Origin of the sequence: Actinomyces wuliandei (genome assembly GCF_004010955.1) — a bacterium.
GTDB classification, from domain to species: Bacteria; Actinomycetota; Actinomycetes; order Actinomycetales; family Actinomycetaceae; genus Actinomyces; species Actinomyces wuliandei.
Map to the genome: position 1 here is coordinate 174877 of NZ_CP025227.1, position 25061 is coordinate 199937.

A 25061-nucleotide genomic window follows, 5' to 3' on the forward strand; every position below is an offset into this window, starting at 1 on the left:
GGCTCTTTCCTTTCTCAGGAGGTCTTGAGGTCGAGCGTGTGGGCTGTCGACTGTGGTGTCCTGGCAGGTGCCCACAGGGCCCAGCGCCACCCGGCTCTTGCGGCAGCCTCGCGCCGCGAGGCCATAAACATGACCACAAAGCCACACTAACCCACATCACGAAGCCGTCACACCCGGATCGTGAAGTGATTCGTGCCGCTTTTGCTGCCGTGTGAGGCTGGGGCGAGGGAGTGTCAGCGGACGGGTTTGGGGCGTGAGGGAGCCGTTGTTGCCCCCTTAGGCGGGCGGTGGCGGGGCGGTGCCAGGGGCGTCGTCGGGAGCGGGACGCCCGTCAAACCTGGGTGCTGTGTCTGTCCCGTGACCTACGATGGGGCCGTTCTGCGGCACCTGCGACGACGTCGTGGGTCGTCGTGGGTCGCTATCCCCGTTCCAGGAGATCGTCGTGACTCCCCCGAGCACCTCTGGGCGTGAGCCCTCCCTTGTACCGGTGACCGTCTGGCACGCCAGTGTCCCTACGGACCTTGCCTTGTCCTCTGCGGTCCCGCTGGTCGAGCTCCTCCCTGCCCTGGCGCAGCGTCTCAGCGCGCTTGACCACCAGGCCGCCTCCTACGGCCTGCACCTGGTGACGCAGGACGGCACCGCGCTGGACAGCTCCCGCTCACTGGGGGACCAGCGGGTGGGACCGGGGACGGTCCTCACCCTGGTACTGCGCGACACCAGGGCGGCGCCGCGTTACGACGACCTCGTCGAGGCCGTGGCCACTGCCGTGGAGGAGCAGCAGACCGCCTGGGAGCCGCGCGACTCCGTGGCGATGTCGGTGGGGGCCTCCTGCCTGCTGTTCCTCGTGGCCGGCGTGCTGCTTCTGCGCCAGGGGCCTGGAGACCCGCTGGTGCCCCTGGTCGCCGTCGTCGCCACAGCCCTGCTTGCTCTGGCCGCCTACGCGCTTGACCAGCTGCGGACCGTGGGCACCTGGGCGGTGGCCATGACGGCTGGCGCCCTGGCGGGCGTGGCCGGGCACACCGCGCTGGAGGGGTCGCCGACGGGCCTGAGGCTGGAGGCGGCCGGTGCTGCCGCTGCTGCGGCCGTCGCCCTGTGCGCCCCCACGCTGCGAGACAGCCGACCGGTGCTGGCCGGGCCAGCTCTGGTGTGCGTCGCCCTGGTGGCCACCGGCCTGGGGACCCAGGGCCTGGGCTACCCGCTGCCTCACGTGCTGGCGGTGGTCACGGCGTGTGCGGCTGTCATCTCCCTGATCGCGCCCTGGTTGGCTCTGGCCTCGGTACCGGTCACGGTCAGCCTGCCGGACCAGGCTGGCAGGCCGCCGCTACGTGGCCCGCAGGACGAGGTGACGCCTGGTCTGGTCGCCCGGGTCATGGACATGGCCGGCCTGGTCCTGTCCGTGCGGGTCGCCTGCTCGCTCACCGTCCTGGTGTGCGTGCCCGTGCTGATGGAGACCGGCTGGGAGGGGGCTGCCCTGGTGGCGGCCGTGGCTGCCGCCTTCATGCTCTCCACGCGGGCGATCCGCTCCCGCAGTGACGTCCTTGCCGGTGTCGTGGGCGGGATGGCCGTCCTGGTGGCCGCCCTGGTCGTGACGGTCACCTCTCGCACGGACTTGCTCATGCCTGCGGTGGGGGCGGTCGGCGCCGTCGGGGTGGCGGTGCTCCTCCTCAACGTCCTGGGACCGTCCTACCGGCCACGCCTGGCGCGGGCCGCCGACGCCGTCGAGGTCCTCGTGCTCATGGCGATCCCGCCCCTGGCCGCCGTCGTCTGCGGGGTGCTGTGATGGCCTCCAACAGGGACATCCTCAACGCGCAGCGCTTCAACCGGCAGCGACTGGTCATGGCCTTCGTCGCCGGGACCCCGGGCGGGCGGGAGGTGGAGCCGCGCAGCACGGTGCGGCCGCTTGTCGGCGGTGTCGCCGTCGCACTGGTCATCCTCCTGGTGGCCTTCGTGGTGGGCCGGTTCACCTCCAGCCTGCCGGACGGGTGGGAGGACAGCACGCTGGTCGTCGTCAGGGGCGAGGGGACCCGCTACGTCACCATCGACGGCAGGCTGCGCCCAGTCACCAACCTCGCCAGCGCCCGTCTCCTGGCGGAGTCAGGCTCCTTCCAGGAGGTCTCGGTCGGCGCGGACACCCTTGACGGTATCGAGCGAGGGAGCCGGGTGGGGCTTGAGGACGCCCCCGAGGAGCTGCCCGGCTCTGGCTCGCTGGTCTCACGGGGGTGGTCGGCCTGCTCCACCACCTCGACCGTGACCTCCGCCTTCCTGGGCACCTCACCGCAGGGACAGGCTGCCGCCGACCACGCGCTGGTGTCGGTGGAGGGGACCCTCTACCTGGTCGCGGAGGGGAGGAGCCATGAGGTCCCGGCTGAGGTCAGCGGGGCGGTCCTGCTCGCGCTGGGGCTGGACTCGGAGCCGGTGGTAGAGGTGGACGCCACCTGGCTCAACCTCTTTGACCAGGGTTCCGTGATCGAGCCGTTCACGCTGTCCGAGGCCGGGACACCCGCAGACGCCCTGGCGAGCACGGTGGAGGACGCTGTCTCCGGCATGCTGCTGTCGGTCACGGACACCTCCGGGGAGCCACGTTTCTACCTGGTCCAGGATGACGGGACCCTGGCCCGGCTCACCGAGGTGGAGGTAGACATGTACGAGCTGGGCAACCCGGAGGTGCAGGCTCGTGAGGTCAGTGCCGCTGACCTGGCCCAGGTGGCCACGGCGGAGGCAGGCTCGCCCAGGGACTGGCCCCCGGTCCTGGGAACGGGCGCCGGTGAGGGGAAGAGCGTGTGCGCGGTCCTGCAGGTTGACGGCTCCGGCGGGTTCACGACGGGCCTGGGCACTGCCGACCAGCTCGGTGACGGGGGCGTCAGCGTCGAAGGGGGCTCGGGCGCTCTTGTCCGTGCGACCTCTGGCGGGTCTGCCGGGACGGTCTTCCTGGTCACTGACGCTGGCCGCGCCTGGGCGCTGGGAGGGGACCCGGCGGACACGCTACAGCGACTGGGCTACTCGGAGGAGGACGTCGCCTCCGTCCCCTCCCCCTGGCTGGCGCTGTTCCCCACCGGCCCGGAGCTGTCCTCGCAGGCCGTGTGGGAGGGGGTGGCTCAGAAGTGAGGAGCAGGAGTCCGGAGGGGCACAGGCCGGAAGCGGAAAACAGGGGCTCGTGGGCGGCCCGTCGGTGTGGTCTGCTCCACCTGCCGTGGCGGCTGCTGGTTGTCGCTGCTGTCGGGGTCTGGCTGGCTGCGCTGGCCGCAGCAGGGCCGACGGCTGCGGCCCCCGTTGAGCCCGACGACCCCGCACAGGAGGAGACCCAGCAGGCTCAGGAGGAGCCCTTGCCCCAGGAGGAGGCCACCGACTCGCAGGCGGAGGAGACGCCCTCCCCTGAGCCTGAGCCGGCACAGGAGCCTGACGAGGCTGAGCCGACGCACGAGCCGACGCAGGAGACTGATGCGGTCGAGCCGCAGGAGGAGCCGGCCCCTGTGGCGCCCGCGCCGGTGCAGACCGCACCGCCTGCGGTGAACCAGGAGCTCTCCGGCTGCGGCGAGCTCACGGAGGAGGGGGCTCAGGACCAGGAGGAGCAGGCGTCCCTCGTCGAGGACACCCCTGCGGTCTTCTCCCAGGTCGGCGTGGAGACGGCCTGGGAGGTCTCCCGGGGCACGGACGTGGTGGTAGCGGTCGTCAGCTCCGGCGTGGACGCTTCCAACCCGCACCTGGAGGGTGCTGTCGTCCCGGGGGCGGACCTGATGAGTGGAGGGGACGGGACGGTGGACGAGGACGGCCAGGGGACTGCTGTCGCCGGCCTGATCGCCTCCAGGCCGGTGGAGGGCTCCGGGCTGGTGGGCGTCGCCCGGGAGTCGGTCATCATGCCTGTCCGGGTCTTCTCCGGCACCTCGGAGGCTGTCGTGGAGGAGGGCCGGGGGCCGCAGGCCTGGAGGACGGCCCAGGGCATCAGGTGGGCGGCTGACAACGGCGCCCAGGTTGTCGTGGTGCCTCAGGCGCTGGAGGACGACGCCCCCGAGCTGGCCGAGGCCGTCACCTACGCCGCGCAGACAGGGGCGCTGGTCGTAGCCAGCGGGGGTAACTCGGAGCAGGACCAGCAGCAGGACCAGCAGGGCTCTGGCCAGGACGGTGCGCAGGGCTCGTCCGCGACGCCCACCCCTGCGGGGACCGGGGGAGCCTCCCCGGGGGCTGGGGATGGTGGCCAGGACACTGATCAGGACGGTGACGCGGCGGAGGAGCTGCGCTACCCCGCAGCCTACGAGGAGGCGCTGGGGGTGACGGCGCTGGACGCCAGCGCTGCGGTGTCTGACGCCGTGGTCCACGGGTCCCACATTGACCTGGCGGTGCCCGCGCAGTCCGTGCTGACAACCTTCCTGGGCCAGGGTGACTGCGTGGCTGCTGGCAACGCCCCGTCCGCCTCCTTTGCCACCGGCTACGCCGCAGGTGCTGCGGCGCTCGTAGCGGCCGCCTACCCGCAGGAGGACCCCGCCGAGTGGGGGTACCGGCTGACGGTGACCGCCTTGCGCGCCACCCCGGAGCAGGCCTCCCCGACCGTGGGCTGGGGTGTGATCGCGCCCTATGCCGCGCTGGACTTTGTCAACGACGGCACGGCCCTGGGGCCGGACAACCCGCGTGGTGCCAGGCAGGCTGCGACCCCGGCGCCGGCCTGGGCCACTCCGCCGGTGACCGACCCCGGTCCGGCCCGCAGGGCGCGCCTGGCCCACAGGGCGGGGACGGCCGGGGCCGTGGTGCTGGCGCTGGGCCTGGTGGGCTCCCGCATCCGGTCCAGGAGCACCTCTGGGAGCACGTCCGTCCTGGGTGGTGGGGGCGGCAGCGCCCCGAGGTTGTGAGGGCGGGGCCGGTCACGTAGAGGCACCCTTAGTGAGTCTAGTCACAACTGCGACGAAGAGGGGTCGAGGCTGCGTATTTAACGTAGGGTTATCTGCGTGTGACCGCCGGGGGCTCCTGGCGGACTGCTTCTCGTGTCCGTGTTCTCAACGTTCCCAACGTTCTCGATGCTGTGGAGGCCTGTGGTGGCAGGAGCGGATATTCATATTGTCGCAGGCGACCTGGAGGCGCTGGCTGTGTCTCTGGAGGGTGTGCGTGGCAGGATCGCTGCCCTGGACGTGTCCGCTCCCCTGGAGCCGGTGGGTGCAGCCATGCCCGGTTCGCTGAGCTCAGGAAGAGCCGGGAGCGCGGTGAGCCGCCTGGAGAGCCAGGGCCGGGTGGTGGGAGGCCGCTACGGGGCCGTGGGTGAGGGCACCCGGGCCCTGGTGTCCGCTCACCAGGCCAACGACGAGTCCGTGGCGCAGGGCGCGGAGTCGGCGGGGGCCTCGGCTGCTTCGGTGGGCCAGTGGGCGCGTTCCAGGGGACTGATGTGACATGGTGGCGTGGAGTGACGTCTGTGCGTGGCGGCCTGACCCTCTGGCGGAGGCCGGTGACGGGCTGAGGAGCCTGCAGGTGTCGTTGAGGGGCCTGGCGGATGATGCGCGGGTGGCGGGCTCGCGGGTGGTCTCGCTGGGTGCTGGTGTGGAGGCGGCGCGTGCGGCGCTGCACCGGTGCACTGCCTCCCATGAGGAGCTGGTGGAGGAGGTGGGTGTGCTGGCGCGTGCCACGGCTGAGGCGTGTGAGGGTGTGGTGGAGGTGCGGCGCAGGGTGCTGGAGTGCCAGGACTTTGCTGAGGCGCGGCCCTACCTGGCGCTGGGTGGTGACGGGTCGGTGTCGCTGGACGCCCTGGCTGCCGGGGGTGGTCTGGGTGCCGCTGCTGCGGTGGGTTCTGGTGGGCTGGGGGTGGCTGAGGTCGCCCGGGCCCAGGAGGACGCGGCCGAGCTGGAGGCGATGGTGGCGCGTACCCTGGCCCTGGCCACCGAGGTCGATCAAGACTACGCCACCGCCCTGGCCGCTGCCGGAGGCGACCCGAACCGGGACGTGGACAGCTCCCGGGCGGGCCGTCAGTGGACTGATCCCCGGGAGGCGGAGGACAGCCGCAGGAACAGTGGTGGTGGTCACGGTGACCCGGGGACGCAGGGCAGCGACGAGCTGGGTGAGCCGGTTCCCGGTGAGGAGGCGGACATGCCCGGGGTGGACCCCTGGGTCTACCCCGGGGACACCGAGGATGAGGGGTCCGGGGTCTACGGGAGCCGGCCGGCGGGTCCGTGGGACCTGCTCATTCACGAGTCGGCTACGGTGTCCGCAAGGGCCATGGCGTCGCGGTGGCCGGACGCCTCCAGGAACCTGCAGCACTTCCTGGGCAACAGCGGGGACCCCCTGGAGCTCGACGCTGACCGTATGCTGGAGGATGTTGACGGCCTGTCCATAGATACGCAAGCGGCTGCTGATAGAATGGTTGGCAAGGCGCTCGCAGACGCGCGGGCTAGCGGGGTGGAGGGGCCGGTGACCTACCCCTTCACCACCAAGTGGGAGGATTACTATATCTACCCCGAGGAGGACCAGAACTGGTTCTACGCCACGGGTGGGTGCAACTACGCCACGGAAGGTACGGTCACGGTCTATCCACCCACGCAGGACAACCCGGAGTGGACCTACTCCTACGACTACCGTGTCCACGTGGCGGACCGCTACAACTGGGACGGGGAGAAGTCGACTCAGATCGGTCCTGTGGAGGTCAGTGACGAGATGCTCCAGGAACTGCACCAGGCGGGGATTGCCCAGGAGTATGACATGTCCGGTGAGTCGTCGGTGGTGAGCGGGGACGGGCCGTGAGTGGTGGGAGGGGGCTGGTTCGTGAGGTGGTGGCGGCGGTTGCTGCCTTGGTGGTGTGCGTGGTGGTGCTCCTGGGGGTCTATGTTGCGGGGCACCTGCTCCTGGGTGGTGCCCGGGCTGAGAGGGCTGAGGCGTCGGCCAGTGCTGCGGGTGTGCAGGTGGGGGCCCCGTACCCGGCGGACGTGGAGCACCTGGAGGAGGTCCTGTCCATTGAGCCGGGGTATGTGCTGCCTGAGGGGGCGCAGGTGGTCTCGGTGGAGCCCGCTGTCAACTTTGCAGAGAAAATCCCGGGTGGGTGGGGCTACGTCATCGCCTTCACCGCCAGCGAGCAGGCCATCCTCGACTACGCCGAGACGCGTGCCGGGGCCGTTGAGAGTACTGTCGAGAAAGGCTTGGAGGCGGCGCAGAGTATGGACGGTGTGGAGGACGTGGACCTGCGGGACGTGTCGAACCCGATGCGTACCCGCTTTGACCGTGCTGTCCTCGTTCTGGAGCGTCCGCTGGGGCGTGGGTGGCTGGTCATCCGTCGGGGTGGGATGTGACGCCTTGTGGGGGCTGGGTACGCGCTCCTGCCGGGGTGTGTGGGCTGCACCAGGCTGGGATTGCCCAGGAGTATGACCTGGTGGGGCAGTCGTCGGTGAGGAGTGGGCCGTGAGTGTTGGGAGGGGGTTGGTTCGTGAGGTGGTGGCGGCGGTTGCTGCCTTGGTGGTGTGCGTGGTGGTGCTCCTGGGGGTCTATGTTGCGGGGCACCTGCTCCTGGGTGGTGCCCGGGCTGAGAGGGCTGAGGCGTCGGCCAGTGCTGCGGGTGTGCAGGTGGGTGCGCCGTACCCGGCGGACACCGACCACCTGGAGGAGGTCCTGGCTGTGGCTGAGGTGGGTGGGCTGCCTGAGGGGGCGCAGGTGGTCTCGGTGGAGCCTGCTGTCAACTTTGCGGATGACATCCCGGGTGGGTGGGGGTATGTCATCGCCTTCACCGCCGGGGAGCAGGCCATCCGTGACTACGTGGACACCGAGACGGGCCTGTCGGGCGACATTATCGAGAACCACCCGGTGGTGGACTGGACGCCGGGGCCTGCGGAGCTGGCTGACCTCGACCTCGCTAGTATCTCCCGGCCCTGGCGGACAGGGGTGGGTGGGACGACCACCTGGCTGGTTCTGGAGCGTCCGCTGGGGCGCGGGTGGCTGGTCACCTGTGGAGGTGGGATGTGACGCTTTGTGGTGGTCGGGTTGCGCGTCCCCTGGTCAGTTGTCCGGTGCGTCTGGTTTCGGTAGTCCAGGAGTATGACATGTCTGGTGAGTCGTCGGTGAGGAGTGGGCCGTGAGTGGTGGGAGGGGGTTGGTTCGTGAGGTGGTGGTGGCGGTTGCTGCCTTGGTGGTGTGCGTGGTGGTGCTCCTGGGGGTCTATGTTGCGGGGCACCTGCTCCTGGGTGGTGCCCGGGCTGAGAGGGCTGAGGCGTCGGCCAGTGCTGCGGGTGTGCAGGTGGGTGCCCCGTACCCGGCGGACACCGACCACCTGGAGGAGGTCCTGGCTGTGGCTGAGGTGGGTGGGCTGCCTGAGGGGGCGCGGGTGGTCTCGGTGGAGCCCGCTGTCAACTTTGCAGAGGACTTCCCGGGTGGGTGGGGGTACGTCATCGCCTTCACCGCCAGCGAGCAGGCCATCCTCGACTACGCCGAGACTTGTGTTGGAGTGTCCAGTAATCGTATTGAGGAACGTCGGGAGGTGACGCAGTACACGGACGGTGTGGAGGACGTGGACCTGCGGGACGTGTCGAGCCCGACGAGCGTTTCTCTTAACTATGCCACGCTGGTTCTGGAGCGTCCGCTGGGGCGTGGGTGGCTGGTCATCCGTCGGGGTGGGATGTGACGCCTTGTGGGGGCTGGGTACGCGCTCCTGCCGGGGTGTGTGGGCTGCACCAGGCTGGGATTGCCCAGGAGTATGACCTGGTGGGGCAGTCGTCGGTGATGAGTGGGAGTGGGTCGTGAGGGGGGTGGTTGTGTGAGTCGGGGGGCTGTGGTGCGTCATGTGCTGGTGGCGGTGTGCCTGGTGGTGTGCGCGGTCCTGTGTATGGTGGCCTACCAGCTTCGTGTGGGTGCTGAGTTCCGGAGGGCCGCTGCTGAGGCCTCGGCGTCGGCCAGTGCTGCGGGTGTGCAGGTGGGGGCGCCGTACCCGGCGGACGTGGAGCACCTGGAGGAGGTCCTGTCCATTGAGCCGGGGTATGTGCTGCCTGAGGGTGCGCGGGTGGTCTCGGTGGGGCCTGCGGTGCGGTTCGAGGAGGGCTTCCCGGGCGGGTGGGGGTATGTCATCGCCTTCACCGCTGAGGAGCAGGCTATCCGTGACTACGTGGACGCCGAGACGGCGCGCTTCGGTGCCAATATCGAGGACTACCCGGTGGTCGACTCATCGCCGATGCACGTGGAGCTGGCGGACCTGGACCTGGACAGTATCTCCCGGCCCTGGCGGACGGGGCTGTCCGGGGGAGGCAGTCTGGTTCTGGAGCGTCCGCTGGGTCGTGGGTGGCTGGTCATCCACAAGGGCGGGCGGTGAGGGTCTTTGTCGGCTGGCTGGTGCTGTGCTACGGGACTGTCTGGGCGTGTCTGGTGCCGGTGGCTGGGGCGTGGCCTGGCAGGGGTGAGTCGTCGGTGATGAGTGGGTTGTGATGGGGCGGTACGGGTAGTTCTGTGAGAAGAGTGTCCCAGGAATCGCCCCAGGGCGAACCCCTACGGCGTAGGCGCGGGGCTGTCCGGGTCCTGCTGGTGGCTGGTGGGTGTTTCTTCTGTCTGGTTGGGGGGCTGGGTGAGGGTTGCGATGCGTTGGGGGCCTTGGGGTGTGGCGAGCTCGTGGCGGTGGTGGGGGTGGGTGGAGTAGTGGTGGAGGACGTGGTGGAGGTGGGTGTGGCTCAGGGGGAGGCAGTACATGGGGAAGCGCAGGGTCAGGCCGGTGCTGGTGGTGACCAGGGCCTCGTTGTACATGATGACGCTGGTGAGCTCGGGGGCTAGCTCCCAGGGGATCCAGGTCTCGTGGCGTCCGCCGGGCCACAGCCACACGCCCTCGGGGATGAGGGACAGGGCGGGTCTGCCTCGTCGGGTCATGGGGGTCTTGGCCCAGTAGTAGGTGGCCATGCCGATGTGGACGGCGATCAGTGCCTGGGCGAGGCCGTTGCCGTTGTAGTAGGGGCCTTGTGGGGTGAGCAGGATCATGCCTGCGGCCAGGGCGACGCCTGCCAGCGCGCAGGCGGGTGGGACCTGCTCCCACATGAGCAGTCCCCAGTGGGTGGGGAAGACGGTGGCGCGGTGCGCGTGGTGCCAGTGCTGGTGGCAGGAGCGCCGTCGGCGCAGCAGCCACCACCGGCCCGTGGCCTGGGCGATGATGGCCGCCCCGCTGGTGGACAGGATGGCCACGGCGGGCAGCGCCCATGCGGACAGCATCATCAGCACCAGCGCAGTGAAGAGGGCCAGCGATATAACCAGCCACCCGATCTCCTTGGCAACTGTCGCGTCGGCCTGGTCGTAGGGCACGACCCGCTGCGACCGCCTTCCCCGACCCCGGCCACGCCCCGACAGCTCCTGCTGACTCACAACCGCCCCCTAGTTGTAGCGCCCGCCAGGCTGGCTCACGGCCTCGGCCAGCGAGCCCCAGGCGTCCTTGGCGGCGTCAGCAACAGAGCCAGCGGCATCCTTAAGACCCTCGTCAATCCTCTCACGAATATGAAGAGGAACCGCCTGCTCGTAGGCATAGCCCACGCCTGTAGCGACAATAAAGGAAGCTCCTACCGGTGCCCAGAACGGGGCACTAGCGGTGAAGAGCGCTGCGGCTCCTGCCCCCGCCCCCGCCGTGACGAGCACCTGGGAGGGCGAGCCGCCCTGGGCGAGCTCGGTGCCGATGAAGCCGACCGCGATGAGGACGTTGGCACGTCTGGCGAGCTGGTTGCCTGTCTGCTGCAGGTCCCCCGCCTTGTTCATCCAGCGCGTCAGTAGCCGGGAGTTGTCGATGACCCGGTCGATCTCCGCCTGGGTCGGGGACAGGGGGCTCTTGAAGTGCAGGCTCCTGGACTGGTTCGCCCCCTTCATCAGCGCCTTGCTGTGCGCCTTGTTCCTCAGGGCGGCCGCCTTGTCCCCGTAGTGGTTCTTGATCTCGGTCTCTGTGCCCTTGGCGGCGATGTCGCCGACCGTGCTGCGGACGCCGCTGAGCACGGTGTCGCTGAGGACCTCGGCCTCGGCGAGGACCAGGTTGTCGGTGATCCAGGTCTCCAGCTCGTCGCGGGTGTGGGTCACGTCCTCACGCAGCTCGTCAAAGACCTCCTTCCTGGCCAGGTAGTCCTCATAGGAGTCGTGAGCAGCCTGCCACTGCTCGGCCTGCTTGGTGGTGGCGTCCTTCGGCCGGCTGCCCGGGTCCTCCACAGGAGTGGGCGCGTGGATAAGGTAGCCGCTCACTGTCAGGCCGCCATCGCGTGCCCGGCCCCGGTGGCCGGTCATGTCGTCCTGGCGCCAGCCCAGCTGGTCGGCGAAGGCCCGCACCACATCTGCGGCCTTTCGTGCCCGCTCGAAGGTGTCGGTGCACGCCAGCTCGACGTTGTGGGAGTAGTCCTCCACGGCCTCCGCCGTCTTCCCGGCAAGGTCCTGCGCGGCGGTCGTGGTGCAGTGTGTCAGGTGACAGTAGCCGTCGTAGACGTCCTCCTTGAGGTCGTAGAGCCAGTCCGCAGCCGAGTGCACGGAGGCGGGGCTTCCGGGGATCTCGGTGTCGATGGTCTCGGTTCCTGTGGCTGCCTCGGTCATGACATCTCCTCCGCCATGCTCCGGAACGTCTGGGCGACCTCCTCGTCGTAGCCGGAGATGAGGTCTACCGCGTCCCTCATGTGGGTGGCGCCCAGCTCGGCGGCCTGGGCCAGGGTGCCCGCGTCCTCACCCAGCTTGGCCAGCATGCTCATGACGAAGTCGGCCCCGTCCCCGCCGTCCACCGACTCCGGCATGGCCGGGGCCTGCTCCTCCAGGGAGTCCTGCGCGGAGCAGAAGCGCGAGGTGATCGTCGCTGCGGCGTCGTAGTCGGTCTTGAAGTCGCTCACCGCGCCGCCTCCTGCTGGCCGGGCTGGCGCCACTGCTCACGCGGCACCTCAGGGTCCAGGTAGATCACCTGGTAGGGCTGCACCGAGTCCAGGTCCCCCAGCCGGTCGGTGGGGTAGAGGACCCAGGGCTGGTGGGGTCCCATGCCCCGCACCAGGCGGTCCAGGGCCGTGTAGGCCAGCAGCGCCACGCGCCCGTCCTGGGTCTGGCGCAGCTCGATCTCCGCCCCGTAGGCGCTGCTGCCCCCGGTTGAGGGCAGATAGACCACCGGTGGGACCACCGGCTTGGAGGGCGGCTGGTGACCAGGCCCGCCTGCCGGGACTGGGGGACCTGTTCGTGCGCCGGGGTATACCCCTGGCTCAGTCCGGTGTATATCCACACCGTGATGCTACGTGACTGGATCGTGACTGTCTAGCGCCGCACGGTTTTGTCATCCCTGCGCCGTCTCCAGGGCCTGCTCCAGGTCCGCCACTAGGTCTCCCGCGTGCTCCACGCCCACGCTCAGGCGCACCAGCCGGTCCGTCAGCCCGTAGGCGGCGCGCACCTCCTCGGGCACGTCCATGTGGGTCTGCGCCACCGGGCAGGTCACCAGGGACTCCACCCCGCCCAGGGACTCGGTGAAGGTGAACACCCGCACCGCCCCCAGGAAGGCCGCCACGTCCACCGACTCCGCCAGCTCGGCGCTGACCATCCCTGAGCGCCCCGGGTAGAGCACCCGGGCCACCGCCGGGCTGGCCTCCAGGGCCGCCGCCACGGCGCGGGCGTTGGCCTCGTGGCGCTCCAGGCGCAGCGCCAGCGTCTTGAGCCCGCGCAGCAGCAGGAAGCAGTCGAAGGGCCCCAGCGTGGCCCCGGTAGTATTCAGCCGATAGCTCAGGCGCTCGGCCAGGTCGTTGTCGCCGACCACCACCACCCCGGCCATGACGTCGTTGTGACCGCCCAGGTACTTGGTGGCCGAGTGCACCACCAGGTCCGCCCCCTCCTCCAGGGGCCGCTGGCGCAGGGGGGTGAGGAAGGTGTTGTCCACCACCAGCCTGGCCCCGGCCGCGTGGGCCAGCTGCGCCGCCTCACGGATGTCGATCTCCGTCATCATCGGGTTGGTGGGCGACTCGATGACCACCAGGGAGGCGGGCGTGGCCAGGGCGGCACGCAGCCCCTCGACACCCACCACGAAGTCAACCGTGTAGGAGCCCTCCTCGTCCAGGACCTCCAGGTAGCGGAAGGACCCCCCGTAGAGGTCCTGGAGGGCCACGATCCGGCTGCCGTGGGGCGCCAGGGTCAGCACCGCCAGCTCCAGGGCCGCCATGCCTGAGGACAGGGCGAAGCCCGCCGTCCCGCCCTCCAGCCGTGCCAGGGCGTCCTGGAGGACGTCGCGGGTGGGGTTGGCCGTGCGCGTGTAGTCGTAGCCGGTGGACTGCTGCAGCCCCGGGTGCCCGTAGGCGGTGGACAGGTGGACCGGGGTGGTGACCGCCCCGGTGGCCGGGTCCGTGCCCGTGCCCGCCTGGACCAGCAGCGTCTCCAGGTGCAGCCTGGCGGTGTGCGGGTCGTCGGCGGGCGGGGTGGTCGGGTGGTGGTGGACGGGGAAGGTGCGGCAGGCGGGCTGCTGGCTGGTCAGCGGCTCAGGCAGTGGCTTGCTCAGGGACTCGGTCATGGCTGTGCTCTCCTGTGTGGTGGTCGCTGTGGTGGCGGGGCGTCGCATGGGGGCGGTAGCGGGTCGTGCCTGAGGGCTGGCGACGTCGGCCCGGGGCCGCCTCCGGCCCAGCACGGGGCGCCTGGCGACGGAAGGGGTGGCAGGGAGGGCTAGGCGGACAGCCGCCTGCCGTGGTCGGCCCCGGCCAGCAGGGCGGACACCGCCGCCTCCAGGCGGTCCAGGGCGTCGTCGAGGGTGACGCGCGGGCAGGCCACGTTGAGCCGGGTGAACCCCTCCCCGCCGGTGCCGAACATGCGGCCGTCGTCCAGCCACAGCCCGGCCCGGTGGGTCATGACAGCGTCCAGGTCACCGGTGCCCAGCCCCGTGCGCCCCAGCAGGTCACGGCAGTCCAGCCACAGCAGGTAGGTGCCCTCCGCCGGGCACAGGCTCACCCCGGGCACGGCCTCCAGGCGCTGCGCCACGTGCTCACGTGCCGACTGGACATGGTCCCGCAGGGAGTCCAGCCAGGCTTCCCCCGACTCGTAGGCGGCCCGGCAGGCCACCAGCCCCAGGGCGTTGGGCTGGGAGTAGCCGGTCGCGGCCAGCTCGCGCCGGAAGGCGGCCCGCAGCAGGGGGCTGCTCACCAGGATGTTGGCCACCTGCAGCCCGGCCAGGTTGAAGGACTTCGACGGGGACGTGCAGGTCAGTGTCCGGGCCGAGGTCTCCTCGTCCAGGGAGGCGAAGGGGGTGGTGGTGTGGCCCGGCAGGGCCAGGTCGGCGTGCACCTCGTCGGAGACGACGGTGAGGTCGTAGCGGTGGGCCAGGGCCGCCAGGGCCTCCAGCTCGGGGCGGGTCCACACCCGGCCCACCGGGTTGTGCGGGTTGCACAGGATCATCAGGCGGGCGCCCGAGGAGCGCAGCGTGGCCTCCAGGGCGGCCAGGTCGCGCTGGTAGCGGCCCCGGGCGTCCTGGACCAGCGGCACGCTGGCCACCACCCGGCCGTTGGCCTCCACCACCTCCCGGAAGGGGTAGTAGACGGGCTCCTCGATGACGACCGCCTCACCGGGGGCGGTACAGGCCCGCACCGCCAGGGCCAGGGCGGGGACCACCCCGGGTGTCACCGTGTTCCAGGAGGACTCCACCCTCCAGCCGTAGCGGCGGGCCATCCAGCCGGTCAGGGCTGCGTGGTAGGCGGCGTCAGGCTCGGAGTAGCCGAAGACGCCGTGGCGGGTGCGCCACAGCAGCGCGCTGACGACCGAGGGCGCGGTGGCGTGGTCCATGTCAGCCACCCACAGGGGCAGGGCGCCCTCGGGGCGGCCGCGCTGGGAGGCGAAGTCCCACTTCAGGCTGGCCGTGCCACGGCGGTCGCGGACCAGGTCGAAGTCGACGGGCGGTGTGATCGCCGTAGGAGGCTGGTGACCGCCCCCGGGCTCGTGCCGACTGGGGTGTCCCCGCCCCGGCCTGAGGCCCAGAGACGGGATGGTCGGGGTGGTGGGCTGCGTGACGGTGTGGGTGACGGTGCGGATGACGGGGTGAGTAACGGGCTGGGCGGCGGTGGTCGGTGGTGTGGTCAGTGGCATGCGTGCGTCCTGGGTCGAGCCACCTCCGACGGCGCACGCGGCTGCGTGAGTCTGCGGGCGGCGGGTGGCTGGGCGTGAGAGGGCGGGCAGGAGATGAACACGGAGCGCACGGGGCTCCTCCGCGGAGTACGACGGGCGGGGCAAGGGCGCCGCCCGGACTCTGGCCGTTACGTGGACGGACAGCGACGGCTGGCGCTGTCAGCGCATGCGCATTCGACCCGCGCTGAGGGGACGCACTGTCATCGTGCGGGCCTGAGGCGTCGAGGTCGTCATGGTGCGCAGTCTAGCGCGGGTGCCGGCCTGCCGTCATCTCAGGGTGCGTGGGGCGGCGCCGGCACAGGGACGGCGGCCGTGCTGCTGCGTGGACGCTATGGTGAAGCTGTGACCGTGCCCGTCCTCCCCGAGTCGGCTCCTGCCCCCGACCCCGGGGCTGCTGCTGTGGTGGCAGAGCTGGCCCGGCTCGACCCCGACGGCTCGAGGATGGCGCGCGTGTTCCGGGCGACCTTTGACCAGCTCTACGACGGCCAGCACACAGGGCGCTACAGCCTGGACCAGCTGTTCAAGACGGAGAAGACGCACTTCGGCACGCTCATCAAGATCAACCTCCAGCGCGAGCTCTTACTTGCCGACGGTAGCGTGCTGGACTTCAGCAGCCTCTGACGGCGTGGAGATCAGTGGCTCCTGGTGGCGTCGTGCCTCACCGGCTGAGGTCGTGGTGTCACCCGCCCCACAACTGCCTGGCCGGTGAGGGCGAGGGCAGGGACGGCGTGAACTGGACCTAGCTGACTGCCCGCAACCGCCCGCCTGTATCTGTGCCCCGGCTGGGCACAGCCCCCAGAGCCTCGGCAACTGACCTGGCGATCGCCTCGGCAGCAGGCGGGGGGAAGGCGTTCCCGATCTGACGGTAGACCGAGGTCTTGCGCCCGGCGAACACCCATGCCGGGTCAAAGCCCTGGAGCCGAGCGGCCATCTGGTTGGTGAGCCTGGGCAGGTGGTCCACCGGGGCGTCTGCTGGAGGTGCGGAGTCGGCGATCCCCTTGCCGTCGACACCAAGTGCCAGCCAGGCCTGCTTTGCCCGTGTGGGTCCCAGGTCGGCCCCACCGTGCTTCTTGGAGCCTCCGACCAGCGTCGGCGCGATGCTGTTGGCCCTCCTGGCCCAGGCCTCAGCTCCCCGCCACCCGCGGGAGCCCATGAGCGGGCCGAGCACCTCACCGACCGTGGACGGAGTGCCGTGGGCGCGCGGCCACTCAAACCGACGGCGGCTGTGACGCCTCATCGCCACGAGGATGAACCGGGGCCGCAGCTGGGGGACGCCGAACTCGCTGGAGTTGAGCAGCTGCCAGTCGGCGTCGTAGCCCATGGCGTCGAGGGCAGCAAGGACCGAGTGCCGGTAGGGGGCGAAGCGTGCGGAGGCGAGCCCCTTGACGTTCTCCAGCATGACTGCGGCGGGACGGGCCTCACGGACCAGGCGGATCGCCTCCGGGAAGAGGTCTCGCTCGTCGTCGGCGCCCAGCTGCCTGCCGGCGATGGAGAACGGCGGGCAGGGTACCCCGCCGGCCAGGAGGTCGACGCCCCTGTAGTCACGCCCGGTGATGTCGCGCACGTCCCCCTCGTGGACGTGCCAGGAGGGGCGGTTGAGCCGCAGCGTCGCAGCCGCGTCCCGGTCGATCTCCACGGCCAGGCGGTGGCTGAACCCGGCCGCCTCCAGCCCGGAGGACTGGCCGCCCGCACCCGCACAGATCTCCAGCACACTCAGCCCGGGGTTACGTCGCACGCGCCCTATCCTCTCATTGCCTAGGCCCCGCGTAGCCCCCGCTGGGGGGTGGAGCGCCGTCGTGGGCGGCTCCTCCGTGGAGCGTGCCCCCGCCGGGTGCTGGGAGCTGAGAGCATGGTGCCACCAGCCTGCGACACCATCCCGCGCCCGGGAACCGCGCCACCGGGTACAGCCGGGAGCCTGTGTAGGCCGCCTCCCGCTCCCGGCGTGCAGCCGCTCCCTCCGCCGATGTACCGAGTCCTCACAGTGGACGGATTCCTCACAGGGGTACCGAATCCTCATAAGTGACTGACGTGCCAGTCGTCCTATGAGGATTTGGTACATCACGCGGACTCGGCGCAGGTCAGACGCGGCGCGGGGCAGGCACAGGCAAGCCCCCGTCGGCAGGGCCGACGAGGGCTTCTGAGGGAGGGGGCTCTCACGAGTGGCGGAGGATGGGGGATTCGAACCCCCGAGGGCTTGCACCCAACACGCTTTCCAAGCGTGCGCCATAGGCCACTAGGCGAATCCTCCAGGTCTCACGGACGCTCCCGCTACTCACGGGCGCGCCGCGCGATGGAACGTGAGCATAGCCGAGCTCCGGCAGCCCCTGCCAGTTGCGTGCGACCGGCTGCGCGTGCGATCGGTCACGGGGCCGCCGTCCTCGTGGTGGCTCGCGGGGCCTCTCCGGAGCGCGATCCCCTCCCCCTGTCCGTCCCCCCTGACTCCCTGGTACCCCTCCCTGACTCCCTGGTTTGCGAGGCCGGGGTACGTCTTACGACCGCCCGGCGGTCGCACGACGTACCCCGGTGGCGTAAAGCTCCCGGCGGCGATCCCCGGGTGCGACGGCGGCACGGATCCGCTATGCTGCCACCCGGCCCCTCGTGCGGCGCCATCCTGCGAATCCCCCAGGACCGGAAGGTAGCAAGGGTAAGGAGGCTCTGGCGGGTGCACGGGGGGTCCTGACGTGCGGCCTCCGCAGCCTGGGACCGTCGTAGGCCGTGCTACCCCAGAGGCACCCCCGGGGTGCCTCTGGACTGCCCCACGGGCACCGCCGGGCTCAGGCCCTCGGCGCCCGAGGCTCCTCGGGCGCCCCGGCCCGTCGTACCTCGCACAGGCTCAGCCAGGCCGTCTAGAGTCGGAGCGTGACCACCGCCCTGTACCGCCGCTACCGCCCCGACACCTTCCAGGACGTCATCGGGCAGGACCACGTGACCGCCCCGCTCATGGCGGCGTTGCGCGCGGACCGCGTCACCCACGCCTACCTGTTCTCCGGCCCCCGCGGCTGCGGCAAGACGACCTCGGCCCGCATCCTGGCCCGGTGCCTCAACTGCGAGCAGGCCCCGACCGACGCCCCCTGCGGGGTGTGCCCCTCCTGCCGGGACCTGGCTACCGGCGGCCCGGGCAGTCTGGACGTCGTCGAGATCGACGCTGCCAGCCACAACGGCGTCGACGACGCCCGGGACCTGCGTGAGCGGGCCGCCTTCGCCCCGGCCCGGGACCGCTACAAGGTCTTCATCCTTGACGAGGCCCACATGGTGACCGCCCAGGGGTTCAACGCCCTGCTCAAGCTGGTGGAGGAGCCCCCGGCCCACGTGAAGTTCATCTTCGCCACCACCGAGCCGGACAAGGTCATCGGCACGATCCGTTCCCGCACCCACCACTACCCCTTCCGGCTGGTGCCGCCCGACGTCCTGGAGGGCTACCTGGGCCAGCTGTGCGGTGCCGAAGGGGTCTCGGTGGGGCCGGGCGTCTTTCCCCTGGTGGTACGTGCTGGCGGCGGCTCTGTGCGCGACACCCTGTCGGTCATGGACCAGCTCATCGGCGGCGCGGTTGACGGGAGCGTGGACTACCAGCGGGCTGTGGCCCTCCTGGGCTACACCGACACCACGCTGCTGGACCAGTGCGTGGATGCCGTGGCCGCAGCCGACGGCAGCGGCGTCTTCCGGGTGGTGGAGCGGGTGGTGACCTCCGGGCACGACCCCCGCCGGTTCGTGGAGGACCTGCTCCAGCGCCTGCGTGACCTGCTCGTCATCGCGCTGGCCGGGTCGGAGGCCGGGCCCGCCCTCGGCTCCCTCCCCTCCGACCAGCTGGCACGCATGGAGGTCCAGGCGCGCACGCTGGGGGCCTCGGTGCTCTCGCGCGCTGCGGACACCACGGCGCAAGCCCTGGGGTCCATGGTGGGGGCCACCTCGCCGCGGCTGCAGCTAGAGCTGCTCATGGCCCGTCTCCTCCTGCCCGGGGCCGTTCCCGGGGCTCAGGCCCCTGCCGATGGCGGCCAGGCTCCCGCCGTGGGCCACCCCCTGCCGACGTCCGCACCGGGTGCTTCGGCGCCGACGGCGTCCCCGGTCCCCCCTGCCTCGGCAGCCCCACCACCAGCCTCGGGGCCGACGGCGCCTGCGGAGCCGGCACCTCCGGCGCAACAGCCCGGGCAGACCGCTACGACGCCACAGCCGTCGCCCCGGCCCTCCCCGCCCTCGGCCCAGCCCTCGTCGCCCCGTCCTGATGATGGTCAAGGACTGACGGGAGCGGCGGAGGCGGAGATGATCCGCACCCGCTGGGAGGAGGTCCTGGAGGCGGCCAAGCGCGCCCGGCGTGCGACCTGGGCGCTGGTGGGGCCGAACTCCCAGCCGGGGTCCCTGCGGGAAGGGGTCCTTACCCTGCTGTTTACCGCTCCGGGGCTGGTTGGGGCCTTCGAGAACGGGGGTCACGGCCCGGTCGTGTCCGCCGCGATCCACCAGGCCCTTGGGCTCCAGGTTGATGTGCACGCGGTCCTCGTCGGCGGTGACGGCCCGGGGGGCGGCGGGCCTGGCGGCAGTTCCCGGAGCAGGGACTGGAACGGCGCCCAGGCTGGTCCGGGCGGCTCCCAGGCTGGTGCGGGTGGCCCCCAGGCTGGTCCGGGCGGCCCGCCGGCCGGTGCAGGTGGTGGCGCTCCGGTCGCCTGGGACCGTTCTCAGACCGGTGCCACCAGTTCCGGGACCAGCCGTGACCAGGGAGCGCCCCAGGCTGCTGACCGGGGGACTCAGGGGGTCCAGGAAGGGCAGGAGCCTCCCCCTCCGCCGGAGGAGCCGCCTGACTGGCTCCCGGAGCCCTCTGGGCCGGGTCGGGACGCGACGGCAGCCGCCGACGGCGCCCGGGAGGAGCCCGCCCCTGCCGGTGAGGGGACCCGGGGCGAGGCCTACGCCGGTTCCGCAGGCGTGTGGACCCCTGGACCAGGGGCCTCGGTGCCGGACCCTGACGACGGCTGGGGGCCGGTGGCCGTTCCAGGAGGCGGAGGTGCCGTGCACCCGGTCCCAGAGCCGACGGTGAGCAGGCGTCAGCCCGTCTCTGAGGTCCCTGCGGGCGAGGGCTCGCCTCCACCGGTCTCCTCACCACCGGTCTCCTCACCACTGTCTCCGCCGCCCTCAGCCTCCGCGTCCCCGGCATCCTCGACGTCCTCAGCCTCCCCCCAGGAGCCTCCCCTGGCTCCGGTCCGTCGCCTGCACGCCCTGCCGGACCTGCCTGCTGCCGCCAGCCCCGGCCCGTCAGGTCCTGGAACGTCTGCGACCAGTGCTGAGGTCTCCGACCAGGGGGGCGGGAGACCCTCCCGCCCACTGGGGCTGGCTCCTGTTACCTGGGAGGGGCCGACGCACGACGCCCAGGCGACGACCTCGCCAGGGCTGGCCCCGGTCACCTGGGACGGGCCTGCGCAGCCGGCGCAGACCTTCTCTGACGGGGTCCCCCTGCCCGAGGAGCCCGGGGACCCGGAGGGACCCGGTGCCGAGGGTGCAGTCGCCGAGCACGACGGGGGCGGCGCTACGTGGGCGCCCTCTGGTGCCGCAGGATCCAGGCTGGCGGCCGCCATGGCGGCCGCGCGCGCAGCCGCCCAGGAGCACGACGACCACTCCGCCCTGGCGGAGGACACCCCCAGTGAGGATGACGAGGACGCCGAGGACGCTGGCGTGGTCGGCCTGGAGGTCGTCAAGCGGGTCCTGGGGGCCACCGTCATCGAGGAGGTCACCGTGACCCAGGAGGGGTACTGAGATGCCTGCTGTCTACGAGGGTGCCGTCCAGGACCTGATTGACGAGCTGGGAGAGCTGCCTGGGGTGGGGCCGAAGTCCGCCCAGCGCATGGCCTTCCACGTCCTGTCGGCGGACACTGCGGCCGTGGAGCGCCTTATTGAGGCGCTGCGCGCGGTCAAGGCCCGCGTGCGCTTCTGCGAGACCTGCGGCAACATCGCTGAGGAGGCCCAGTGCGCCGTCTGCCGCGACCCCAGGCGTGACCTGCGGGTCATCTGCGTGGTGGAGGAGCCCAAGGACGTGGTCGCGATCGAGCGCACCCGGGAGTACCGGGGGCTGTACCACGTCCTGGGCGGGGCCATCGACCCGATCAACGGGGTGGGGCCTGACGACCTGCGCGTGCGCGAGCTTTTCACCCGGCTGGGCGACGGGCAGGTCGAGGAGGTCATCCTGGCCACGGACCCTGACGTTGTGGGGGAGGCGACGGCCGCCTACCTGACCCGCATGCTGCACACGATGTCCGTGCCCGTGTCCCGTCTGGCCTCAGGACTGCCGGTGGGCAGCGACCTGGAGTACGCCGACGAGGTCACCCTGGGCCGGGCCTTCGAGGGGCGCCGCCGCGTGGAGGAGTAGCACCCGTCCCGGGTGCGCCGTGCGGCTCCAGGGCCAGCCTCGAGCAGCTGCACATCTTGGACGGGGTTGTGTGCGTCTGTCCCTGCCTGAGCACTGGCATCTCGCGGTTCCCAGACGTGAGGCAGTATTTGTCCGCTCTGAAGATGTGCAGCGTGGTAGGGCGGGCGGCACCGTGATCTTGATCGTGGTCCTGATCATGATCTTGGCGGTGCTTGTGTCTCAGTCTGCTGACGTCGTGCCGTGAGCAGCGCCTCGGTGGAGAGGCGGGTGTACGGTCCGTCCCATATATCCACGGGACGATGTCCCACCTGGGGACAAGGAGGAATGATGTGCACAGGGCTGCGCTTCTCTGACGCTCAGGGGCACATGTACTTTGGACGCAACCTGGACTGGAGCTGCGGCTACGGGCAGCGAGTTGTCATCACGCCCACCGGCTACCGGGTCGCCTCGCCCTACGGCGCCCTGCCGGAGGTCAGGTACCCGGTGGTCGGCATGGGTATTGTCGTTGACGACACCCCGCTCTACTTCGACGCCGCCAACGACCAGGGGCTGGCGGTCGCGGGACTGAACTTCCCCGGCTACGCGCAGTACGCCACTGGTCCTGTCGACGGCATGACCAGTGTCGCTGCCTACGAGTTCCCGCTGTGGGTGGCTGCGGGTTTCGCCTCGGTCGACGAGGTTGAGGAGGCCCTGACAAGCACGGTGGTGGTGGACCGCCCGGTCAACGACCAGCTTCCGTCCTCGCTGCTGCACTGGATCATCGGTGACGCCACCCGCTCCATCGTGGTCGAGCACACCGCCGAGGGCCTCCAGGTGTTCCACGACGACGTCGACGTGCTGGCGAACCAGCCCGGGTTCGCCTACCACGCCGAGAACCTCCGCAGCTACCTCACCGTGGCCAGCGACGTGCCCGCCCCCGTGACGTGGGGGAGGTCCCGGCTGGAGCCCTACGGCTCGGGCGGTGGCATGCGCGGGCTCCCGGGCGACTACTACTCGCCCTCCCGGTTCGTGCGCGCGGCCTACCTGAACTCCCACTACCCGACCAAGAGCACGGAGGAGGACAATGTCAGCCGCCTGTTCCACTCGCTGGCCGGGGTCGCCATGATCGACGGCGCGGCGCGCATGGGCGACGGCAGCTATGAGGTCACCGTCTACACCGGCGGCTTCTCCTCACGCACGAGCACCTACTACTACTCCACCTACGAGGACCCAGCGGTGCGCGCGGTGGCCATGGGTGACTACGACCTCACCGGCACGGAGCTGGTCCAGGTCGAGGAGCCGGCTGTCAGGAAGCTCTGCTGACAGGGGCTGGACCGGCTGGGACTGGGCTGACAGGGCCGGACCTGGCTGCTGGGGTGGCAGGAGCCCCGGGGCGTAGCTCCACGGCCCGACGCGTCTCAGGCCATACGGATGCCGCGGGCAAGGTGCCCTGCGGGGACAGCAAGCTCGCGGGAGGCCGTCTCCGTCGCCCCGCAGCCCAGCACCAGGAGGACCAGCAGCGTGGTCGGCCAGAAGGGCTGCAGGCCTGAGGCGGCGTCACCGGTCCTGGCGCGGCCAGTGCTGGCTGGGGCGGGGTCGGAGGGTGAGGAGCAGTCGTCGTAGACCACCTGTGAGGGCGCGGGGACACGCATCCGGTTCACTGCCTGACCCAGCTCCGCCAGCGGGGTCTCCTGGCTGCGGTCCCTGATGCGGCCCTCCCGGGCAGAGACGTCGCTGAGGGCGGCGAAGGGGTTGGGTGCCACCATCCACCAGATCCGCTCCGTGCGGAAGATCGTGTCGGTACGGACGCTGGGCTCGGCGGCGCACACGGTCTGGGTGGCTGTGGAGGCGTCGTAGTCGATCCGGTGGTGGATCACGGTCTGGTCGTCCCGGACGGCGGCAGAGGACGCCGTCAGCACGATAGGGGTGCCCACGACCAGCGTGGCCACCGCCAGGTAGGTGAGGACGGCGGAGGCGGAGGTCCGTGCGGCCAGGCTGGAGAAGCCCAGGCCGATCCCGCAGACAGCCCCCAGCGTGACCACCAGCACCAGGAGGTGTCCCAGGAGGACCTGCCAGGCCGCCCCTCCCAGGCCAGCCAGGACCACCAGGAACGGAAGCGCCACCGCCAGGAAGGCTATGGCCGCCAACCAGGCGGCCACGAGCTTGCCTACCGCGATCTCCCGGCTGCGCAGCGCTGTGGCCTGGACCAGGGCCAGGGTGGCGTCAGCCCGGTCGCCGTTGACGGAGGTGGCCGACAGCGCCGGGGCCACGATCAGCCCCACACCCAGGACGAAGCACAGCACCGTGTCGTAGAGGAGCGGGGCCACCCCCGCCAGGCCCGTCCCGGAGGCTGCCGCCGCGCTGCCCAGCCCCAGGACCATGACGAGCAGCACCGTGCCCCAGGCCGCCAGCATCACCTGCCAGCGGGTGGCCCGGACCCGCTGCCTGAGCTCCAGCACGACGATGGTGCGCAGTCCTGACCAGCTCATCGGCGCTCCTCCTCCAGACTGAGGTAGGCCTCCTCCAGCCCGCCCCCGGCGGGGGCGAAGGACACCACCTCGACCCCGGCCTCCAGGGCGCTGCGCAGGAGGCGGGCCGCCGCCGCGTCGTCGGCCACGGCCAGGCGCAGGGACCCCTCCGGGGTGGTCCGCGCCTGCGGGAGGGACTCCTGCGCCCAGCGCGCCAGCGCGAGGGTGTTGAGCGCCCGCATCCGCCAGGTCCGCTCCAGCGGCGCGGGGACGACAGTGGGCTCCTGTGCTCCGGCCTCCCGGGGTGGTGGGCTGCTGGCCCCGGGACCCGCCGCCGAGGTCCCGGCCGGGGCTCCCGGAGGGGACCCTGGTGAGGCTCCCGGTGGGCCTGTCGGGGAGGGCGGGGCCAGGGCGGAGCCGTGCGCCATGAAGATGACGCCGTCAACCACCTCCTCCAGTTCTGAGAGGACGTGGCTGGAGACCAGGACGGTGACGCCCTGGGAGGCGAGGTCGCGCAGCAGGGTACGCAGGTCGGCCCGGGAGCGGGGGTCCATTCCCGAGGCGGGCTCGTCGAGCAGCAGCACCCGGGGGCTGTGGACGAGGGCACGCGCCAGGCCCAGGCGTTGCCTCTGCCCCAGGGAGAGGACCCGCGCGGGGGTGCGGGCCATGTCGGAGAGGTAGACCAGGGAGAGCATCTGGTCGGCCCGGTCCCGGGCGGTGCGCGGGTCCAGGCCCTGGGCGGCCGCGAAGGTCAGGAGGATCTCGCTACAGGTCAGGGAGTCCCAGGTGCCGAAGGTGTCGGGCATCCACCCCACGGCCTGGTGCACCTGCCGAGGCTGGGTGACGGGGTCCAGCCCGGCGACTCTGATCGACCCGGAGTCCGGCCTCAGCAGGGCGGCCAGCATGAGCAGGAGCGTGGTCTTGCCTGCGCCGTTGGGCCCCACCAGCCCCGTGACGCTGCCGCTGGGCACCGATATGCTCAGCTGGCTCACCGCAGGCACGGAATCGAAGGAGCGGGTGACCCCGGAGGCCTGGATACTCATGGACTCATCATATGGTTGGCGGCCCTGCCGACACCCGGGCGTAACGGAGGCGACGTAGGCTGTGCCCAGCCACGCCGCTGTGGGCGCCGTCTGCGGCGAGGGTCCTGCGAGAGCCCTCACGCTCCCGGCCGTCCTCGGACACTCTCGGCTGTCCCCGGACGTCCAGGGGCCTCCCGTCGTGGCTGCCGCGCCCGCCGCGACGCGGCA

The 25061-nt window shown here is 71.2% G+C and carries 22 protein-coding genes, 1 tRNA gene and 1 other RNA gene; 14 read left to right on the plus strand and 10 right to left on the minus strand.

The window, feature by feature from the left end; all coding sequences use genetic code 11:
• Positions 1-442 precede the first annotated feature (442 nt).
• The 9 genes from CWS50_RS00750 to CWS50_RS00790 all read left to right on the plus strand — a co-directional run bounded on the left by CWS50_RS00750 (position 443) and on the right by CWS50_RS00790 (position 9259).
• Positions 443-1780, plus strand: a complete 1338-nt coding sequence (locus CWS50_RS00750) for an EsaB/YukD family protein (RefSeq protein ID WP_243118383.1) — start codon at positions 443-445, stop codon at positions 1778-1780.
• A complete protein-coding gene (gene eccB / locus CWS50_RS00755) occupies positions 1780-3105 on the plus strand; it encodes a type VII secretion protein EccB (RefSeq protein WP_127841264.1) in 1326 nt (441 codons plus the stop codon). The genes CWS50_RS00750 and eccB overlap by 1 nt, the downstream gene beginning before the upstream one ends.
• Positions 3102-4841: a S8 family serine peptidase gene (locus CWS50_RS13745; protein ID WP_127841265.1), complete on the plus strand. Its 1740-nt coding sequence runs from the start codon at positions 3102-3104 to the stop codon at positions 4839-4841. The genes eccB and CWS50_RS13745 overlap by 4 nt, the downstream gene beginning before the upstream one ends.
• A gap of 183 nt (positions 4842-5024) precedes the next feature.
• Complete coding sequence (locus CWS50_RS00765; RefSeq protein ID WP_127841266.1) at positions 5025-5372, plus strand: hypothetical protein; 348 nt, start codon at positions 5025-5027, stop codon at positions 5370-5372.
• 1 nt (position 5373) lies between these two features.
• Complete coding sequence (locus CWS50_RS00770) at positions 5374-6714, plus strand: hypothetical protein (protein ID WP_127841267.1); 1341 nt, start codon at positions 5374-5376, stop codon at positions 6712-6714.
• Complete coding sequence (locus CWS50_RS13750) at positions 6711-7256, plus strand: hypothetical protein (RefSeq protein WP_127841268.1); 546 nt, start codon at positions 6711-6713, stop codon at positions 7254-7256. The genes CWS50_RS00770 and CWS50_RS13750 overlap by 4 nt, the downstream gene beginning before the upstream one ends.
• A 109-nt stretch (positions 7257-7365) precedes the next feature.
• A complete protein-coding gene (locus CWS50_RS00780) occupies positions 7366-7923 on the plus strand; it encodes a hypothetical protein (protein ID WP_243118384.1) in 558 nt (185 codons plus the stop codon).
• Positions 7924-8032: 109 nt separating this feature from the next.
• Entirely contained in the window at positions 8033-8578 is a 546-nt protein-coding gene (locus CWS50_RS00785; RefSeq protein WP_127841269.1) for a hypothetical protein, read from the plus strand.
• A gap of 132 nt (positions 8579-8710) precedes the next feature.
• Positions 8711-9259 carry a hypothetical protein gene (locus tag CWS50_RS00790; RefSeq protein ID WP_127841270.1) on the plus strand — a complete coding sequence of 183 codons (549 nt, stop codon included), beginning with the start codon at positions 8711-8713 and terminating at the stop codon, positions 9257-9259.
• A 173-nt stretch (positions 9260-9432) separates the two neighbouring features.
• Here the strand turns inward: CWS50_RS00790 and CWS50_RS00795 are convergent, their stop codons facing one another.
• The 6 genes from CWS50_RS00795 to CWS50_RS00820 form a co-directional block, all read right to left on the minus strand.
• Complete coding sequence (locus CWS50_RS00795) at positions 9433-10290, minus strand: hypothetical protein (RefSeq protein ID WP_127841271.1); 858 nt, start codon at positions 10288-10290, stop codon at positions 9433-9435.
• A gap of 9 nt (positions 10291-10299) precedes the next feature.
• Positions 10300-11487 (minus strand): hypothetical protein, encoded by a 1188-nt coding sequence (locus tag CWS50_RS00800; protein ID WP_127841272.1) that lies wholly within the window; start codon positions 11485-11487, stop codon positions 10300-10302.
• Entirely contained in the window at positions 11484-11774 is a 291-nt protein-coding gene (locus tag CWS50_RS00805) for a hypothetical protein (protein ID WP_127841273.1), read from the minus strand. The genes CWS50_RS00800 and CWS50_RS00805 overlap by 4 nt, the downstream gene beginning before the upstream one ends.
• Positions 11771-12040 carry an SseB family protein gene (locus CWS50_RS00810; RefSeq protein WP_243118385.1) on the minus strand — a complete coding sequence of 90 codons (270 nt, stop codon included), beginning with the start codon at positions 12038-12040 and terminating at the stop codon, positions 11771-11773. Before CWS50_RS00810 ends, CWS50_RS00805 begins: the two co-directional genes overlap by 4 nt.
• A 162-nt stretch (positions 12041-12202) precedes the next feature.
• Positions 12203-13420, minus strand: a complete 1218-nt coding sequence (locus CWS50_RS00815; RefSeq protein WP_127841275.1) for a PLP-dependent transferase — start codon at positions 13418-13420, stop codon at positions 12203-12205.
• Positions 13421-13569: 149 nt separating this feature from the next.
• Complete coding sequence (locus CWS50_RS00820) at positions 13570-14979, minus strand: MalY/PatB family protein (protein WP_127841276.1); 1410 nt, start codon at positions 14977-14979, stop codon at positions 13570-13572.
• Between the two features lie 381 nt (positions 14980-15360).
• On the opposite strand from CWS50_RS00820, the gene CWS50_RS13090 reads away from it, so the two are divergent.
• The gene (locus CWS50_RS13090; RefSeq protein WP_206610430.1) at positions 15361-15639 is read left to right on the plus strand and encodes a NaeI family type II restriction endonuclease; all 279 of its coding nucleotides are present in this window, start codon (positions 15361-15363) and stop codon (positions 15637-15639) included.
• A 118-nt stretch (positions 15640-15757) separates the two neighbouring features.
• On the opposite strand, the gene CWS50_RS00830 is transcribed toward CWS50_RS13090, so the two are convergent.
• Together CWS50_RS00830 and CWS50_RS00835 are read right to left on the minus strand one after the other, a co-directional pair.
• The gene (locus CWS50_RS00830; protein WP_243118386.1) at positions 15758-16753 is read right to left on the minus strand and encodes a DNA cytosine methyltransferase; all 996 of its coding nucleotides are present in this window, start codon (positions 16751-16753) and stop codon (positions 15758-15760) included.
• 425 nt (positions 16754-17178) lie between these two features.
• Positions 17179-17266: transfer RNA gene (locus tag CWS50_RS00835), tRNA-Ser, on the minus strand.
• A 339-nt stretch (positions 17267-17605) separates the two neighbouring features.
• On the opposite strand from CWS50_RS00835, the gene ffs reads away from it, so the two are divergent.
• The 4 genes from ffs to bsh all read left to right on the plus strand — a co-directional run bounded on the left by ffs (position 17606) and on the right by bsh (position 22666).
• An RNA gene (gene ffs / locus CWS50_RS00840) (signal recognition particle sRNA small type) lies at positions 17606-17700 on the plus strand.
• 177 nt (positions 17701-17877) lie between these two features.
• A complete protein-coding gene (locus CWS50_RS00845) occupies positions 17878-20754 on the plus strand; it encodes a DNA polymerase III subunit gamma and tau (protein WP_127841277.1) in 2877 nt (958 codons plus the stop codon).
• Position 20755: 1 nt separating this feature from the next.
• On the plus strand, positions 20756-21364 hold the full coding sequence (gene recR / locus CWS50_RS00850) for a recombination mediator RecR (RefSeq protein WP_127841278.1): 609 nt from the start codon (positions 20756-20758) through the stop codon (positions 21362-21364).
• 324 nt (positions 21365-21688) lie between these two features.
• A complete protein-coding gene (gene bsh, locus CWS50_RS00855; RefSeq protein WP_206610432.1) occupies positions 21689-22666 on the plus strand; it encodes a choloylglycine hydrolase in 978 nt (325 codons plus the stop codon).
• A gap of 95 nt (positions 22667-22761) precedes the next feature.
• Here bsh and CWS50_RS00860 read toward each other — a convergent pair whose 3' ends face one another.
• Positions 22762-23832, minus strand: coding sequence for an ABC transporter permease (locus tag CWS50_RS00860; RefSeq protein WP_127841279.1), 1071 nt, complete (start codon positions 23830-23832; stop codon positions 22762-22764).
• Positions 23829-24854: an ABC transporter ATP-binding protein gene (locus tag CWS50_RS00865; RefSeq protein ID WP_127841280.1), complete on the minus strand. Its 1026-nt coding sequence runs from the start codon at positions 24852-24854 to the stop codon at positions 23829-23831. The genes CWS50_RS00860 and CWS50_RS00865 overlap by 4 nt, the downstream gene beginning before the upstream one ends.
• Positions 24855-25061: the final 207 nt, after the last annotated feature.